This window comes from Hyphomicrobiales bacterium (assembly GCA_016125495.1).
GTDB lineage: Bacteria > Pseudomonadota > Alphaproteobacteria > Rhizobiales > RI-29 > RI-29.
Genome location: WGLQ01000016.1, coordinates 1 through 14619, shown reverse-complemented (window position 1 = coordinate 14619; position 14619 = coordinate 1). Strand labels below are relative to the sequence as shown.

The following is a 14619-nucleotide window of genomic DNA, read 5'->3' as shown; positions in this document are numbered from 1 at the left end:
GTCGATCGCGTTGGCCGGTTCCACCGCTTCGCTCCGCCGCGTGCGCGGCTGCGCTCGGCGCCGGAACCGGCTAAGGAAGACGCCTAGCAGTGTCAGGGATGCTGTCGGTCCAAATTGTCAGGGATGTGCCCGGTCGTTCAAACCGCAGACCGAGCTGGGCCACGGCAGGCTACCGGTAGCCGAGCGCGATTTCCATGATCGGCCGAGAACTCTGGCGAACACGGGCAAGTAGGAGTGCCCCTTCCATGGTTGCAATGAGTGTCTCCGCCTCCCTTCGTGCCTCTCCCTTCGAGCGCCCCTCGGAGACAAAAACCGGGGTGACGATCTCAATCCAGTGATCGATGGCCTCGGCACCCGCTCGTGTCAGCTCCGGCGAGCCAGGTGCGTTCTCCAGCATGACCGTCGCGATGGGGCATCCGGATCGAAATCCCGATTCTTCCATCCAGCGTGCCATCGTTGCGCAATACGCCTTCACGAACGCCCTCGGGGTCTTGCAGCATGCCGCATGCTCTGCGAGCATCGCGCCCATGAGCTCTCCTGCAAGACGAACTGCGGCCTCGGCGAGCTGTTCCTTGCCGCCCGGAAAGTAGTGATAGAGCGACCCCTTGGGCACGCCGCTTTCCGTCAGGACCTGTTGCAGCCCCGTCGATGCATAGCCCTGTTGCCGAAAGAGCCTCATGGCTGTCCGCACGAGGCCGTCCTTGTGTTTCGCGGCGTTGGCCATTTCCTGACCTCCGGTCGAAATGACCAGCCCGCTAGAAGGCGAACTCCTTCGTCACCATCACGACTGGTCCATCGGTCGGTTGACATTTATGACGATTGGTCTAGATGGACCAGAGGCAAAAAACGATCCCGCGAGAGCGCGGCGAGCCGGGCTCGACGCCATTGCCATCGCGGCCTTCGGCATTCGACCGATCGCCGCCGGGACAATTGGTTCGTGGCCGCATTCGAAGGGACAACCGGCTCATGGAAAGCTTGACCTACAAGGGCTGCGTTTATCCCTGGCACTGTGACCACATCGGCCACATGAACATTGCATGGTACGTCGGCAAGTTCGACGAGGCCAATTGGAACCTCTTTGCGAACCTCGGCCTGACGCCCTCGTATTTGCGGAGCGAAACCCGCGGCATGGCCGCAGTGCAGCAGAACATCACCTACAAGCGCGAGCTGATGGCCGGCGACATTGTGGAGGTCAAAAGCCGCGTTCTCGAGGTCAAGGAGAAGTCGATGCGTTTCGTGCACGAGATGCGCAACGGGGAGACTGGAGAAGTGGCGGCGCTTTGCGAGCTGACGGCCGTTCACGTCGATCGTCTCGAGCGCAAAGCCATGCCTTTCCCAACGGAAATCCGCGACAGGATCATCGCGGCGGTGTCCCTGAAAGCCTAGCGCGCCGACTCTTGCTCGGGCACGCGACACGGCAAGGGCCGTATGAACCCAGCATGGTCCGGCCCGCGCCTCCCCCTCACCCCCCGATCGCATCCACCTCCGCGAGGAGCTTTCCATCCACCACGACGCCCTCACGGGCCGCTGCCTCGCGTCGGCTGGTGCGGCCGGCACCGGGAAGGCGCGCGCCCTCCTGGCCTTCGATCTGACCGGCGAGGACTGAAATCCGCTCGGCGAAAACGTCGGCACCCGCGAATGCCGCCGGATCGATCGCGATGAGGAATTGCCCGACGGCGGGCGGCGGGCCGTCCGCATCGAGGAACGAGGAGGCCTCGGCCGCGAGATTGGCCCCGACGAGAGCCGCCCCCAGAACCTCCACCATGAAGGCGAGCGCCGCCCCCTTCGCGCCTCCGGCCGCGCCCCCGAGCGGCACCATGGTGCCCGCGAGCGCCTTTGCCGGGTCCGTCGTCGGCTGGCCGTCGACATCGAGCGCCCAGCCCTCGGGGATCGCCTCGCCCTTTTGCCTCGCTTTCAGCACGAGGCCGCGCGCGACGCCCGAAAGCGCGAGATCGACGACGACGGGCGCACGCCCCGGCATCGGCGCGGCAAAGGCGATCGGGTTGGTGCCGTAGACCGGTTTGCGTCCGCCCCAGGGCGCCATGGCGGCGGGCGTGTTGCCGAAGACGAGAGCGAGGAAGCCGGCCTCGGCCAGCCGCTCGACGACGTGGCCGGCAACGCCGAAGTGGTGAGAGCGGAAAATCCCGGCCGAGGCGATGCCAGTCTCGGGTGCGAGGGCGGCGAGTTCGCGGACGGCGAGGTCGAGGGCCGGAAAGGCGAAACCGTGCGCGGCATCGACCATGAGCGCGGCACGGGCCGTGCGGCGAGCGGTCGGGCGGGCGTGGCCATCGACCTTTCCGATCCGCGCCTGGGCGCAATAGGTCGGCACACGCGAGAGGCCGTGACCGCCGCGCCCGTCCACTTCGGCGAGCGTCAGGGCGCGGGAGACGGTGTCGGCATTCTCATCGGCGACATTGCAAGCGCGGAGCGCCCGGGCGATGCGCGCCTCGAGGTCGGGAATGGTCAGCCGGATGCCGCCCGCCATCTCCCGCCCCTTCCATCGGTTGCCGGCGCCCCCGCGCGCCTCTCCGTCACGCGCTGCGGTAGAGCTTCGTCATGACGAACTCGCGGTGGCCGAGGGCCTCGGCGGCCGTGTTGCGTCCGTTCGACGTGCGCCGCACCATCTCGATCAAGGCATCGCCCGCTTCCGAGATCGTCATGGTGCGCTTGAGGATGCCGGAGACGTCGACGTCGACGTGCTCGCCCATGGTGCGCACGGTGCGCGGATTGGCCGTCACCTTGACCACCGGCACGATCGGATTGCCGATGACGTTGCCCTGGCCGGTCGGGAAGGTGTGCACGACATACCCGGCCGCCGCCATCAGGGTGACGCACTCGGCCGCGGCCGACGAGGTGTCCATGAAATAGAGGCCCGCCCCCGCCTTCGGCGCCTCGGCGGGCTCGAGGATGTCGATGTAGCGGCACTCGCGGCCGATCTTCTCGAGGTTGCCGAGCGCCTTTTCCTCGATCGTCGAGAGCCCGCCCTCGATGTTGCCCTTGGTCGGCTGGCTCTCCGATAGGTCGTCGACCGCGTTGGCGAAGATCACCTCGTCCTGATAGGCCTTCCACATGGCGTACCAGCGCTCGCCGACCTCGGGTGTCGCCGCGCGGGCCTTGCAGATGTGCTCGGCGCCGGTGATCTCGGAGGTCTCCCCGAAGCAGCCGTAGATGCCCTTTGGGATCAGCTTGTCGTACATGTTGCCGACCGTCGGGCACGAGCCGAGGCCGGTCGTCGTATCGCTCTCGCCGCACTTGGTGGAAACCCAGAGCTCCGACATGGGGCATTCCTCGCGCTGCAGCTCGCTCGCGAAGTGGACGAACTCCTTGGCCTGGCGCGAGGCGTCCATGATCGTCTTGAGGTCGCCGTTCTGCTCGATGGAAAAGCCGGCGACGGGCTTGCCGGTCGCCGCGATGCCATCGACGATGCGCTTCGTCCAGCCGGGCTCGATGCCGATGACGACACACGCCGCGACATTCGGGTTGGCGCCGGTGCCGATCATGGTGCGGAAGTGGAGGTCGAGGTCGGCGCCGAACTGGAGCCGCCCGTAGGCATGCGGCAGCGCCATGGTGCCCTTGGTGTTGTTGGCGACGGCCTCGCAGGCGGCATTGGAGATGTCATCGACGGGCAGGATGACGACATGGTTGCGCACGCCGACACGCCCGTTCTCGCGCCGATAGCCCATGAAGGTGTCGTTGCTCATGGCCGTTGCCATCCTGGTTTTTCCTCTCCGCGGTTGTTCCTGGTCATGCCATCCGGCGACATGGCGTCACTGCCCGCTCGCCGGATCGTAGGGCACGACGCTCTCTTGTTCATTGGGATCGCTCCGCGCGACGATGGCGACGGCCTCATCGGTCTGGCTGAGGTTGACGGGCATGTGCGGCACGTCGGCGGGGATGAAAAGGAAGTCGCCCGCGCGGTTGACGACACTCTTTCTGAGGCCCGGTCCATAGAAGGTCTCGACGTCCCCCGAGACGATATAGATCGCGGTCTCGTAGCCGCGGTGCACATGCGGGCGGGCCCGTCCGCCGGCCGGCACCACGACCTTCGTCATGGAAATCGCCCGCGCCCCCGCGTTGCCACCGGAGATGCCGGGAAAAATCGGCAGGCCCTGCTTGGAGGCGCTCGCCTCGCCGACCCTGACGGTCACCACTTCACGGCCGTTCGCCTCGCCGATGACGACCGTTTCGCCGCGACCGGGCGAGGCCGGCAGCAGGACGGCAACGAGACCAATGACCACCCATGAAAGCCGCATCACCCACCTCCGCAACCGTCGCCGCTTCAGGCGGCCGCCACCGCCCGCCGTCGCAGCCTACCAGCGCTTCGTCTTGAGATTGTGCACGTGGACGTGGCCGCCCTTCACCGCCGGCGCCACCATCTTGCCGATGTCCTCGCCATACTTGATGACGGTATCGCCGACGGCGAGCGGCGCGAGCGCCACCTTGTGCCCGATCGGCACGTCGTGGACCGCCTTGAGCGTCAGCGTCGTGTTGGTTTCGGTGATGACCCCCAGCATCTCGGTTCCCGCCGCGAGCCCTTCGACGACCACCACGCCGACATTGTCCTTTGGACTGTGAACCAGGAAATGCGGGTGCGACATGAGGGGCTCCGTTGCGGTCCGGCTTGGTTGGCGTCGATCGGTCGCTTATAGCGAAGGCGCCGGAAAAGAAAAGGCGCCGGCGGATGGAACGCGGTGGTCGGGCACGAACGCCCGCCCAAGGCCGCTCGGCTGGATCGCGACCCCTTCGCCGCCGCCTCCTTGCCATGCCCGATGTGCTGGCCGATAAGGGCATGACGCCCGATCGATAGTCACCCCGACGAGAGGGTCCAGATGCCGAACTCCCTCTTCTCGCTCGCCGGCCGCAGCGCGCTCGTCACCGGCGCCTCGAGCGGCCTCGGCCGCCGCTTTGCCCAGTGCCTCGCCCGATACGGCGCCCGCGTCACCCTCACGGCCCGGCGCATCGAGTTGCTGGAGCACGTCGCCCAGGAGATCCGGGACCTCGGCGGTGAGGCCGTCGCCGCACGCCTCGATGTGATCGATCCGGCAACGGTGCCGGCCGCTTTCGACGCTGCCGAGGCCGCGCACGGCCCGGTCACGATTCTCGTCAATTCCGCCGGCGTGCCCTCCCAGGCTCCGTTCCTGGAGACCGACGACACCCTCTGGCGCGAGGTGATGCAGGTGAATCTCGACGGCGCCTTCCGCGTCGCCCGCGAGGCCGCGCGCCGCATGCGCCAGAACGGGGCTGGCGGGGCCATCGTCAACGTGGCCTCGGTCCTCGGCATCGGTGTGTTATCGCAAGTCTCGGCCTATGCGGTCTCCAAGGCCGGGCTCATCCAGCTCACCCGCGCCATGGCCCTCGAACTCGCCCGCGACGGGATTCGCGTCAACGCCATCGCACCCGGCTATTTCGAGACCGACATGAACCGCGATTTCCTCACGAGTGAGGCCGGGGCCCGGCTTCTCGCGCGCATTCCGCAACGCCGGGCGGGCGAGCATGCGGAACTCGACGGTCCTCTACTCTTGCTCGTTTCCGATGCCGGCAGCTACATGACCGGCAGTGTCGTCACGGTGGATGGCGGGGCGCTGCTCGCGATGGGATGACCGCATCGGCGCGCCCCTCGCCATCCCGGAGCATTTCGTGAGGGGAGCGGACAAGTGATGCCGATACCGACCCGAGTGGGACGCATTTGTCGCCTAGCGCTCGCGCTGGTGCTGCCGATTGGTCTAAGTGCCTGTTTCGACATCGAGCAGCGCATCACGCTCGAGCCAGACGGGCTGACGCGGGTTGCGACCGAAGTCCATTTCTCACCCCAGTTCAACGACATCCTCGCGGCGCTCGAAGTCCGCGGCCGGCACTTCGACACGGGTCTGGACCTCGATCGCGGGCTCTGCGAGATCGCCAACGAGGGCGCCAGTTCGTCCCTGCCGCCTGGCGTCGCCTTCACGGCCAGCCAATTGCGCACGCCCGACGGTCTGATCTGCCGCTTCGAGCTGACCTTCCGCGAAGGCCAGTACCTGCAAATGGCCGCGGCCTTGTCCGGCGAGGCTTTCATCGTCGAGGACCTGCCGGGCGGCACCACCCGCATCGGCTTCGATCTCAGCCGTGTGCCGGACCCGACACCGCTCCTGACCGAGGCGCTCCTCGATCAGATGCGTACACGGCTCGGCCTGTCCGCCCCGAGGCTCGATCCGGCCGATATCGCGGAGATCCTCGATGCCGATCGCCGCGCGCTCGCCGGCCTCGCCGAGCTCATTTTCCGCGACCACCGGCTGACCTTCATCGTCACCGCCCCCCGCATCATCGAGACGAGTGGCGCGATCAGCGACGATGGGCAGTCGACGAGCCACTCGATGCGCTTCGTCGACATGGTGCGCGATGTGCTCGACCCGGACACCGAAGCCCGCCCGTCCTTCCGGGCGCTGGTCGGGCGCTGAGCCGCCGCCAGTTGCTCCGGGCGCTCGACGGGCGCCGTACCAAGCCACGCCGACGAGGAGGCACGACATGATCGACTTCACGCTCAGCCCCGAGATCGAGGACGTGCGCCAGCGCACGCGGGCCTTCGTTGCCGAACACATCCTGCCGCTCGAGGCGGACCCTGACAGCTACGACGAGTTCGAGAACCTCACCCGCGCGCGTCTCGAGGCGGTGCGCGAAAAGGTGCGGGCCGCCGGCCTCTGGTGCCCACAAGTTCCGAAGGCCTACGGCGGCATGGGCCTTCCCATGGTCGGCCAGGCAGTGATGTACGAGGAGGCGAATTATTCGATCTTCGGGCCCGCCTGCTTCAACTGTGCGGCACCCGACGACGGCAACATGCGCGTGCTCTACGACATCGGCACCGAGGCGCAGAAGGAAAAGTGGCTGCGCCCGATGGTGGCCGAGGGAAAGCGTGGCGCCATCGCCATGACGGAGCCGCACCCCGGCGGCGGCTCGGACCCGACGATGATGCTCTCGCACGCCGAACCCAAGGGCAACGGCACCTGGATCATCAACGGCCACAAGTGGTTCATCACCGGAGCCGGCTGGGCGGATTTCTTCATCGCCATCGTGCGCACGTCGAACGAGCCGCGCCGCGAACTCTCCGCCTTCATCGTTCCGCGCGATGCGCCCGGCGTCGAGATCGTACGCAAGGTCCCGATCATGGGCCCGGAAGAGCACGGCGGGCACTGCGAAATGCGCTTCACCGGCGTCGAGGTGCCGCACGAAAACCTCCTCATGGGCGTCGGCGACGGCATGCGCGTCGCCCAGGCGCGCCTCGTGCCGGCCCGCCTCACCCACTGCATGCGCTGGATGGGGCTCTGCGCCCGCTCCATGGCGATCGCCCAGGAGTACATCGAAAAGCGCCACGCTTTCGGTTCCGCACTGGCCGACAAGGAGAGCGTGCAGATGATGATGGGCGACGTCGCCAAGGACATCCAGATCGGGCGCCTCTTGGTCATGCACGCCGCCTGGATGATCGACACGCACGGCGGCAAGGCGGCCATGAAGCACGTCTCCATGGCCAAGGTGTTCTGCGCTTCGCTGCTGCACAAGGCGGTCGACACCGCCATCCAGCTCAACGGTGCGCGCGGCTACTCCAAGGACACGATCCTCGAATGGATCTACCGCTATCAGCGACAGGCGCGCATCCTGGACGGCGCCGACGAGGTCCACAAGATGATCTTCGCCAAGGCCTACCGCAAACAGGGCCGCGATTTCTGGAAGTGGAGCTGACGAAGTTCGGCCCCCGCCGCTAACCGCTGGCAATCATCTTAAGGCTGATGAGTGGACGTGGCGCCAACAAGCGAGCTAGACTTGCGACAGATCGCGCCACCTACCCACGTCGCATCGCGCGGCGGTTTCCACTGGAGCAACGATGAACACTCGCGCACTGAAGATCATTGGCCTGGCGACGCTGGGAGTACTGGCCACGAGCATTACGGCATACGCCCAGGGCACGTGCGGTTTCCGGGGTGGACGCGGCTACGAGAACCCGCGCGGCAGCGAATGCCGCGCCCAGTACAATATCTACGCGACGCGCAACAACGACGGCGTCCTCTCGTTCCGCAGTGACGGGCGCACCTGGTTCTTCCAGTGCTATGCCGCGACCGGCGAATGCGAATTCCGTTATACGAGCCCGCCGACCCGCACCGCCGTCAACGGCGCCCTCGTGAGCGATGCCAACGACAACATCCAGGGCTGGTTCCACAGCAACCATTGCGGCCGTGGCTGGATCAGCCTCAATCTCGAGGGCTGCAACTGAGCTTGCTCGTCGCGATCCCGCGTGACAGGCGCGTCCGGCTGACGGTTGCCTTGGCGGCCGGAGCGCTGGCGTTTGCCTCCCCGGCCGGGGCCGTCGAGGAAGTCGCCTGCGATTTCCTCGCCGCCAGCCCCGAGGATCCGACGCGCATCGGACGCGGCGTGCCGTTCGAGGAGATCGACGCGGCCCGCGCCGTCGTCGCATGCGAGAACGCGGTCTGGGCCAAACCGGACCTGCCCCGCCTCCATTTCCAGCTCGGCCGCGCCCTCTACCGGGCCGGCGAGCATGAGCGCGCGCGCGGCGCCTACGGGACGGCCGCCGAGCGCGGCCACCTCGGGGCGATGAACAACCTCGCCATCATGCTGCGCGACGGGAGAGGTGGGCCGCGCGACACCGAAACGGCACGGCGCTGGTTCGAAAAGGCCGCCGCCGCCGATTTCACTCCATCCATGACCGGTCTCGGCAACATCTTCCTGCACGGCACCGGCGTTCCCGTTGACCACGCCAAGGCCCTCCATTGGCTCGAGCGCGCCGCCGGTCGGGGCGACGCCCTTGCCATGGGCAACCTCGGCCTGATGCACGAGAAGGGTTTTGGCATCCCCACCGACGCCAAGGAAGCCGCCCGCCTCTATGGCGAGGCCGCCCGCCTCGGCGATGCCAATGCCATGAACAACCTCGGCGCCTTGCACATCAACGGCACGGGCGTTTCCGAGGACTATGGGCGGGCTCGTGAACTCTTTGCCGCCGCCGCCGCCAAAGGCCACGCCGGCGCCATGTACCATCTCGCAATCGTCCACGAGGAGGGGTACGGCATTCCGGTTTCCATCCCCGAAGCGGTTCGCTGGTACGAGGCCGCGAGTGCTGCCGGCCACCCACGCGCCCCGCTCGGGGCAGCCTACCTCATCGAGACCGCACCGGGCGGTTCCATCGATGCCGACAGGGTCGCGCATTTCCTCCTTGCCGGCGCCCGCCGGGATGCGAGCGAGGACACGCGCGAAATGGTGGAACGCGGCTTTTCCGAGTGGGGCGAGGAGACCCGCAAGGCGATTGCCCGGGCGCTCGTCGCCGCCGGTCTCGATGGCGGGCCCGGCGACGGCACCTTCGATCCTCGACGGCTCGTCGAGGCGATCGCCGCCCTTCCCGCTGACTTCGGCGTCACCCAGCCCTGAGGCCCGCCGGCTGGGCGCGTCCCCCCGGCCGGCCCCCGGCGCGGCTCAATAGAGCACCGCTGGCAGCCACGTCGCGAGCGCGGGCACCATCCAGATCATGCCCATGCCGACGATCTGGAGGCAAATGAACGGCGCCACCCCCGCATAGATGTGCCCGGTCGTGACTTCGGGCGGCGCCGCACCGCGCAGATAGAACAGCGAAAACCCGAACGGCGGCGTCAGGAACGACGTCTGCAGGTTGATCGCGATGAGGATCGAAAGCCAGACCGGATCGTGCCCCATCAGGATGAGCGCGGGCGCCAGCAGCGGCAAGAGGATGACGGTGATCTCGACGAAGTCGAGGAAGAAGCCGAGGATGAATATGAACGCCATCGAAAAGAGCAGCGCCCCGTCCGCCCCGCCGGGCATCGCCGTCAGGATCTCCGCGACGCGGTCTTCCCCCCCGAGGCCGACGAACACCAGTGAGAACATGCTCGCGGTCAGGATGGTTGCAAAGATCATCGAGGTAACGGTCATGGTCTGAACCACGGCTGGCCGGAGGATCCCCGTCGCCCGCGCGCGCAGCAGACTCGCCGCGACCGCCGCGACGCCGACCATGGCAAGAAGCACATAGAATCCGCCCTGCACCCAGTCGAGCGCCATCACGTCACTGCGCTGCAGCCGAACCGGCGCCGCCCCCGCCGCCACCGCGAGCAGGAAAAGCGCGGCGGCACCCGCCAGGATGAGCCTGTTCGATGCCCCCTGGCGCTGGCCCGCCATGAGGATCGCACCGACCGCGCCGACCGCTGCCGCCTCGCTCGGCGTCGCGATGCCGCCGAGGATCGCACCAAGCACCGCCACGATGAGCAGGATGGGCGGCACCACCGCCCGCACGACCGTCCGCGCCCGGACCGTTTCGCCATCGCCCCGCACCGCCGGAGCATCGCCGACCAGCAGCCACGCCCGCCCGAGCACGTAGATGATGTAGATCACCACCAGCGTCAGTCCAGGAAGGAGCGCGCCGGCGAAGATTTGCCCCACCGAGATCGTGTCGACGGAAAATTTCCCCTCCCTGAACTGCGCCTGCTGATAGGCATTCGACATCACGTCGGAGAGGATGATGAGGAGCGTCGAGGGTGGAATGATCTGACCGAGCGTGCCCGAGGTGCAGACGATGCCAGCGGCAAGGCGGGGGTTGTAGCCGCTACGCAGCATCGTCGGCAGCGCAATGAGACCCATCGCGATCACGGTCGCCCCGACGATACCCGTCGAGGCCGCGAGCAGAGCCCCGACCAGCACCACGGCGACACCGAGACCACCCCTGAGGCCGCCGCAGAGCCGCCCCATGGTCTCCAGCAGATCTTCCGCGATCCGGCTCTTTTCGAGCACCACTCCCATCATGACGAAGAGCGGTATCGCGATCAGCACGTCGTTGGTCAAAAGCCCGAAAACACGTTGCCCGAGCGCACCGAGGAGCGAAATGTCCATCGCCCCGGTCAGCCAGCCGAGAACCGCGAATATCACCGCCACGCCAGCGATCGAGAACGCGACGGGAAAGCCGATCAGAATGCATCCGATCAGCGCGACGAACATGAGAAGGTCGAGGTTGTGGCTCATTTCCCTTCTCCCCGCAGTCGCGCGATATCACGCGCGATCGCGGCCAGCGACTGCACGATGAGGAGGACGCAGAATGCCGGGATCAGCGACTTTAGGAGGAACGATGCGGGAATGCCGCCGACCGAGATCGGGCCCTCGAGGATCGACCAGGAGTTGCGCACGGATGGCCACGTCCAGGCGAGCAGCATCGCCATGGACGGCAGAAGCAGCAGGAGATGGCCCGCCACATCGATCGCCGCCTTTCGCGTGCGTGATGCCTTGGCATAGAAGATGTCGACCCGGACGTGCTCGTTGACGAGGAGAGTATATCCGGCACCCAGCATGAAGAGCGCCCCGTGGAGGTAGAGAACGGACTCGTTCAGCCAGATCGCGCTCAACCCGAACACATAGCGCAGCAACACGATCGAAAACTGCAACAGCACCATGAGGAGCGCCGCCCAGCACACGATCCCCCCGATCGTCCTGTTGACGCAGTCGAGCCAGTCGGCGATGCGCTCCATTCCCCCCTCCCGACCGACGACCGGCGCCGGTTTCCGTGCCGGCTTCTGCGCCAGTTCCTGCGTCAGGGGCCGCCGCCGCGCGGGCAACGGCGACCCCCACGTTCAAGCGTCCTCAGTACTTGTAGTTGAGGGCGCGCGCATTCATCTGCCCGTTGTCGGCGTAGGTCATGTAGCCCGCCACCGACGTGCGGTAGGCAAGGAAGCTCTCGACGATCCGCCGCACCAGTTCGTCGCTGTCCTGCCTGAGGCCCGCGATCACCTCCCCGGCCGCGTTGCCGAGCGCGACGACCACATCGTCGGGAAGCTTCTTGACGACGACGCCCTGCTCGGCAACGAGCTTTTGCAGTGCCAGCGCGTGCTTTGTCGTATATTCCGTCCACACCGGGTTGTAGAGGCTTTCACACGCCAGCCGCACGGCGGCCTTGAGATCGTCCGGCAGCCCCTCGTAGGCCTTGACGTTGACGGCGCACTCCTCCGCCGACGAGGGCTCTCCGACACCCGGCCAGTAGTAGTTCTTGGCGATCTGGTGGAAGCCGAGCGCGCTGTCCGACCAGGGTCCGATGAACTCGCCGGCATCGAGCGCGCCCGACTGCATCGCCTGGAACATGTCGCGTCCGCCCATCGCCTGCACCGCCATTCCGATGCGCGCGCACATTTCGGAGGCGAGTCCGGTGGTGCGGAACTTGAGGCCCTTGAGGTCGTCGATTGAATTGATTTCCTTGCGGAACCAGCCGGCCCACTGGGGACCGGAATTGCCACAGAGGAACGGCTTCAGGCCGAAGCGCGCATACATTTCGTCGTAGAGCTCCTGCCCGCCACCGTGCGCCAGCCAGCCGAACTGCTCGTCGGCGCGAAGGCCGAAGGGTTGGGAACCGAACAGCAGGATACCCTTGGATTTCGATCCCCAATAGGCCGGAACGGCATGATAGAGTTCGGCCGTACCTTCCGAGACGGCATCGAAGACACCGGGCCCCGGAACGAGTTCTCCGGCCGCGAACAGCTTGACCTCGATCCGACCACCCGAAAGCGCTGTGATCCGGTCGGCCAGCATCTGCGCTGCGACCCCCGGCCCGGGCAGGTTCTTCGGCCAGGCGGTGACCATCTTCCACTGCCGCTTGTCCTGCGCGATCGCCGGCGCGGCCAGAGTGCCGGTCGCCGTTGCCGCCGCACCGGCCGCGGCCACCTTCAGGAATTCTCTACGCTTCATTATTTCGCTCCCTTCTTTGGCGGTTTCAGGATTTCCCCTCGAGCCCGTCGAGTTCGATCCCGGAGGCACCGGGAATGCGCATCTCGAACGTCTCGGAGATGCAGGCATAGTCATAGTAGCCCATTCGCGCGATCGGCTTCAGCCTAGCGATATCGAGCTTTCCGTCCGGGCGAACATACCCGTCGTCGACATGGATGCGCTCGACGCGCGCAAAGACCACATCCACCCAGCCTGCCGCGCTCTCGCCCGCGAGCCGATGCGTCGAAAGATAGCGGCATTCGAAGTGGCAGGGGCTTTCGGCGACCATCGGGCAGGGCGCATCGACGGCCGGTGCCTTCGTCACTCCCGCGCGTTCGAATTCGTCCACATCGGGCGCCAGCGCCATGGCGGAAATGTTCACCGCCTCGCGCAACGCCCAGGTCGCCATGTTCCAGACGAACCAGCCGGTTTCCTCGGCGTTGACGACGGTATCCTTGCGCCTCCCGTCCGGATACTGGTTCGCGGCGAACATCACCATCGGCGGATCGAAGGTGAGGTTCTGCCATTGGCTGTAGGGTGCCAGGTTGGCGATGCCGTCGCGCCCGACGGAGGAGAGCCAGCCGATCGGGCGCGGCACCGTGCAGCTCTTGAAGGGCGAGAACGCCAGCGGGCATGCCTCGCGTCCCGGAGCATAATGCATGGCTCAGCTCCCCAGGATGCTCGGCAGGCGCAACCCGTGCTCGCGCGCGCAATCGATCGCGATCTCGTAGCCGGCATCGGCATGACGCATGACACCGCTCGCCGGATCGTTCCAGAGGACCCGCTCGAGCCGCCGGTCCGCCGCCTCAGTGCCGTCGCAGACGATGACCATGCCCGCGTGCTGGGAAAAGCCCATGCCGACGCCGCCGCCGTGATGGAGGGAAACCCAGGTCGCACCCGATGCGCAATTGAGGAGGGCGTTGAGCAGCGGCCAGTCCGAGACCGCGTCGGAACCGTCCCGCATCGCCTCCGTCTCCCGGTTGGGCGATGCGACCGAGCCGGAATCGAGGTGGTCACGACCGATGACCACAGGCGCGGACAGCTCGCCGTTGCGCACCATCTCGTTAAAGGCGAGGCCGAGGCGGTGGCGCTGGCCGAGACCTACCCAGCAGATCCGCGCCGGCAGCCCCTGGAACGAAATCCGCTCGCGCGCCATGTCCAGCCACTTGTGGAGGTGGGCGTCGTCGGGGATCATCTCCTTGACCTTGGCGTCCGTGCGATAGATGTCCTCGGGGTCACCCGATAGCGCGCACCAGCGGAAGGGGCCGATCCCCCGGCAGAACAGCGGACGGATGTAGGCCGGCACGAATCCCGGAAACGCGAATGCGTTCTCGAGGCCCTCGTCCTTTGCCACTTGACGGATATTGTTGCCGTAATCGAGTGTCGGAACGCCGCGATCCCAGAATTCCACCATCGCCGCGACGTGTTCCTTCATTGACGCCCGGGCAGCCTTCTCGACGGACTTCGGATCGCTCTCGCGCCTGGCTCGCCATTCGGCGACGCTCCAGCCCTTCGGGAGATAGCCGTTGACGGGATCGTGCGCGGAGGTCTGATCCGTGACGATGTCGGGTCGCACACCGCGCGCGACCAGTTCCGGAAATATATCCGCGGCGTTTCCGAGGAGCCCGACGGATTTCGCCTCCCCGGCAGCCGTCCAGCGGGCGATCTTCTCGAGCGCCTCGTCGAGCGTCTCGGCGCGTTCGTCCAGATAGCGGGTACGCAGGCGGAAATCGATTCGCGTCGTGTCGCACTCGACGGCAAGACAACAGGCGCCCGCCATCACGGCGGCGAGCGGCTGGGCACCTCCCATTCCACCGAGCCCGGCCGTCAGGATCCAACGCCCCGTGAGATCGCCGCCGTAATGCTGGCGCCCGGCTTCCGCGAACGTCTCGT

Annotated in this window: 16 protein-coding genes; 6 read left to right on the top strand and 10 right to left on the bottom strand. The window is 66.8% G+C overall.

What is annotated here, in order from left to right; translation table 11 throughout:
• Positions 1-169 precede the first annotated feature (169 nt).
• The gene (locus GC150_13065; GenBank protein MBI1385831.1) at positions 170-724 is read right to left on the bottom strand and encodes a TetR family transcriptional regulator; all 555 of its coding nucleotides are present in this window, start codon (positions 722-724) and stop codon (positions 170-172) included.
• A 242-nt stretch (positions 725-966) separates the two neighbouring features.
• On the opposite strand from GC150_13065, the gene GC150_13060 reads away from it, so the two are divergent.
• Complete coding sequence (locus GC150_13060; GenBank protein MBI1385830.1) at positions 967-1386, top strand: thioesterase; 420 nt, start codon at positions 967-969, stop codon at positions 1384-1386.
• 76 nt (positions 1387-1462) lie between these two features.
• Here the strand turns inward: GC150_13060 and GC150_13055 are convergent, their stop codons facing one another.
• The 4 genes from GC150_13055 to GC150_13040 are packed head-to-tail and all read right to left on the bottom strand — an operon-like array spanning position 1463 to position 4598.
• Positions 1463-2485 carry an Ldh family oxidoreductase gene (locus GC150_13055; GenBank protein ID MBI1385829.1) on the bottom strand — a complete coding sequence of 341 codons (1023 nt, stop codon included), beginning with the start codon at positions 2483-2485 and terminating at the stop codon, positions 1463-1465.
• Between the two features lie 46 nt (positions 2486-2531).
• A complete protein-coding gene (locus tag GC150_13050) occupies positions 2532-3713 on the bottom strand; it encodes a D-galactarate dehydratase (protein MBI1385828.1) in 1182 nt (393 codons plus the stop codon).
• A 54-nt stretch (positions 3714-3767) separates the two neighbouring features.
• Positions 3768-4253: a cupin domain-containing protein gene (locus tag GC150_13045; protein MBI1385827.1), complete on the bottom strand. Its 486-nt coding sequence runs from the start codon at positions 4251-4253 to the stop codon at positions 3768-3770.
• A gap of 57 nt (positions 4254-4310) precedes the next feature.
• Positions 4311-4598 (bottom strand): flagellar biosynthesis protein FlgA, encoded by a 288-nt coding sequence (locus GC150_13040; GenBank protein ID MBI1385826.1) that lies wholly within the window; start codon positions 4596-4598, stop codon positions 4311-4313.
• A gap of 231 nt (positions 4599-4829) precedes the next feature.
• On the opposite strand from GC150_13040, the gene GC150_13035 reads away from it, so the two are divergent.
• The 5 genes from GC150_13035 (at position 4830) to GC150_13015 (ending at position 9405) form a co-directional block, all read left to right on the top strand.
• Entirely contained in the window at positions 4830-5600 is a 771-nt protein-coding gene (locus tag GC150_13035; GenBank protein ID MBI1385825.1) for a glucose 1-dehydrogenase, read from the top strand.
• A 57-nt stretch (positions 5601-5657) separates the two neighbouring features.
• On the top strand, positions 5658-6434 hold the full coding sequence (locus GC150_13030; GenBank protein MBI1385824.1) for a hypothetical protein: 777 nt from the start codon (positions 5658-5660) through the stop codon (positions 6432-6434).
• A gap of 70 nt (positions 6435-6504) precedes the next feature.
• Complete coding sequence (locus GC150_13025) at positions 6505-7710, top strand: acyl-CoA dehydrogenase (protein ID MBI1385823.1); 1206 nt, start codon at positions 6505-6507, stop codon at positions 7708-7710.
• Positions 7711-7852: 142 nt separating this feature from the next.
• Complete coding sequence (locus GC150_13020) at positions 7853-8239, top strand: hypothetical protein (protein ID MBI1385822.1); 387 nt, start codon at positions 7853-7855, stop codon at positions 8237-8239.
• Between the two features lie 2 nt (positions 8240-8241).
• A complete protein-coding gene (locus GC150_13015) occupies positions 8242-9405 on the top strand; it encodes a hypothetical protein (GenBank protein ID MBI1385821.1) in 1164 nt (387 codons plus the stop codon).
• Between the two features lie 45 nt (positions 9406-9450).
• Here GC150_13015 and GC150_13010 read toward each other — a convergent pair whose 3' ends face one another.
• From GC150_13010 to GC150_12990, 5 genes are all read right to left on the bottom strand, one after another.
• Positions 9451-11001 carry a TRAP transporter large permease subunit gene (locus tag GC150_13010; GenBank protein MBI1385820.1) on the bottom strand — a complete coding sequence of 517 codons (1551 nt, stop codon included), beginning with the start codon at positions 10999-11001 and terminating at the stop codon, positions 9451-9453.
• On the bottom strand, positions 10998-11501 hold the full coding sequence (locus tag GC150_13005; GenBank protein ID MBI1385819.1) for a TRAP transporter small permease subunit: 504 nt from the start codon (positions 11499-11501) through the stop codon (positions 10998-11000). Before GC150_13005 ends, GC150_13010 begins: the two co-directional genes overlap by 4 nt.
• A gap of 112 nt (positions 11502-11613) precedes the next feature.
• Positions 11614-12708, bottom strand: a complete 1095-nt coding sequence (locus GC150_13000; protein ID MBI1385818.1) for an ABC transporter substrate-binding protein — start codon at positions 12706-12708, stop codon at positions 11614-11616.
• A gap of 25 nt (positions 12709-12733) precedes the next feature.
• Complete coding sequence (locus GC150_12995; protein ID MBI1385817.1) at positions 12734-13387, bottom strand: flavin reductase family protein; 654 nt, start codon at positions 13385-13387, stop codon at positions 12734-12736.
• Positions 13388-13390: 3 nt separating this feature from the next.
• Positions 13391-14619, bottom strand: a 1229-nt coding sequence (locus GC150_12990; protein MBI1385816.1) for a urocanate hydratase, incomplete at its 5' end; no start/stop codon positions are given.

Bases quoted from the DNA above. Each gene is read 5' to 3' on its own strand.
- GC150_13065 (MBI1385831.1), bottom strand. From the start codon at position 724: ATGGCCAACGCCGCGAAACACAAGGACGGCCTCGTGCGGACAGCCATG.
- GC150_13060 (MBI1385830.1), top strand. From the start codon at position 967: ATGGAAAGCTTGACCTACAAGGGCTGCGTTTATCCCTGGCACTGTGAC.
- GC150_13055 (MBI1385829.1), bottom strand. From the start codon at position 2,485: ATGGCGGGCGGCATCCGGCTGACCATTCCCGACCTCGAGGCGCGCATC.
- GC150_13050 (MBI1385828.1), bottom strand. From the start codon at position 3,713: ATGGCAACGGCCATGAGCAACGACACCTTCATGGGCTATCGGCGCGAG.
- GC150_13045 (MBI1385827.1), bottom strand. From the start codon at position 4,253: ATGCGGCTTTCATGGGTGGTCATTGGTCTCGTTGCCGTCCTGCTGCCG.
- GC150_13040 (MBI1385826.1), bottom strand. From the start codon at position 4,598: ATGTCGCACCCGCATTTCCTGGTTCACAGTCCAAAGGACAATGTCGGC.
- GC150_13035 (MBI1385825.1), top strand. From the start codon at position 4,830: ATGCCGAACTCCCTCTTCTCGCTCGCCGGCCGCAGCGCGCTCGTCACC.
- GC150_13030 (MBI1385824.1), top strand. From the start codon at position 5,658: ATGCCGATACCGACCCGAGTGGGACGCATTTGTCGCCTAGCGCTCGCG.
- GC150_13020 (MBI1385822.1), top strand. From the start codon at position 7,853: ATGAACACTCGCGCACTGAAGATCATTGGCCTGGCGACGCTGGGAGTA.
- GC150_13010 (MBI1385820.1), bottom strand. From the start codon at position 11,001: ATGAGCCACAACCTCGACCTTCTCATGTTCGTCGCGCTGATCGGATGC.
- GC150_13005 (MBI1385819.1), bottom strand. From the start codon at position 11,501: ATGGAGCGCATCGCCGACTGGCTCGACTGCGTCAACAGGACGATCGGG.
- GC150_13000 (MBI1385818.1), bottom strand. From the start codon at position 12,708: ATGAAGCGTAGAGAATTCCTGAAGGTGGCCGCGGCCGGTGCGGCGGCA.
- GC150_12995 (MBI1385817.1), bottom strand. From the start codon at position 13,387: ATGCATTATGCTCCGGGACGCGAGGCATGCCCGCTGGCGTTCTCGCCC.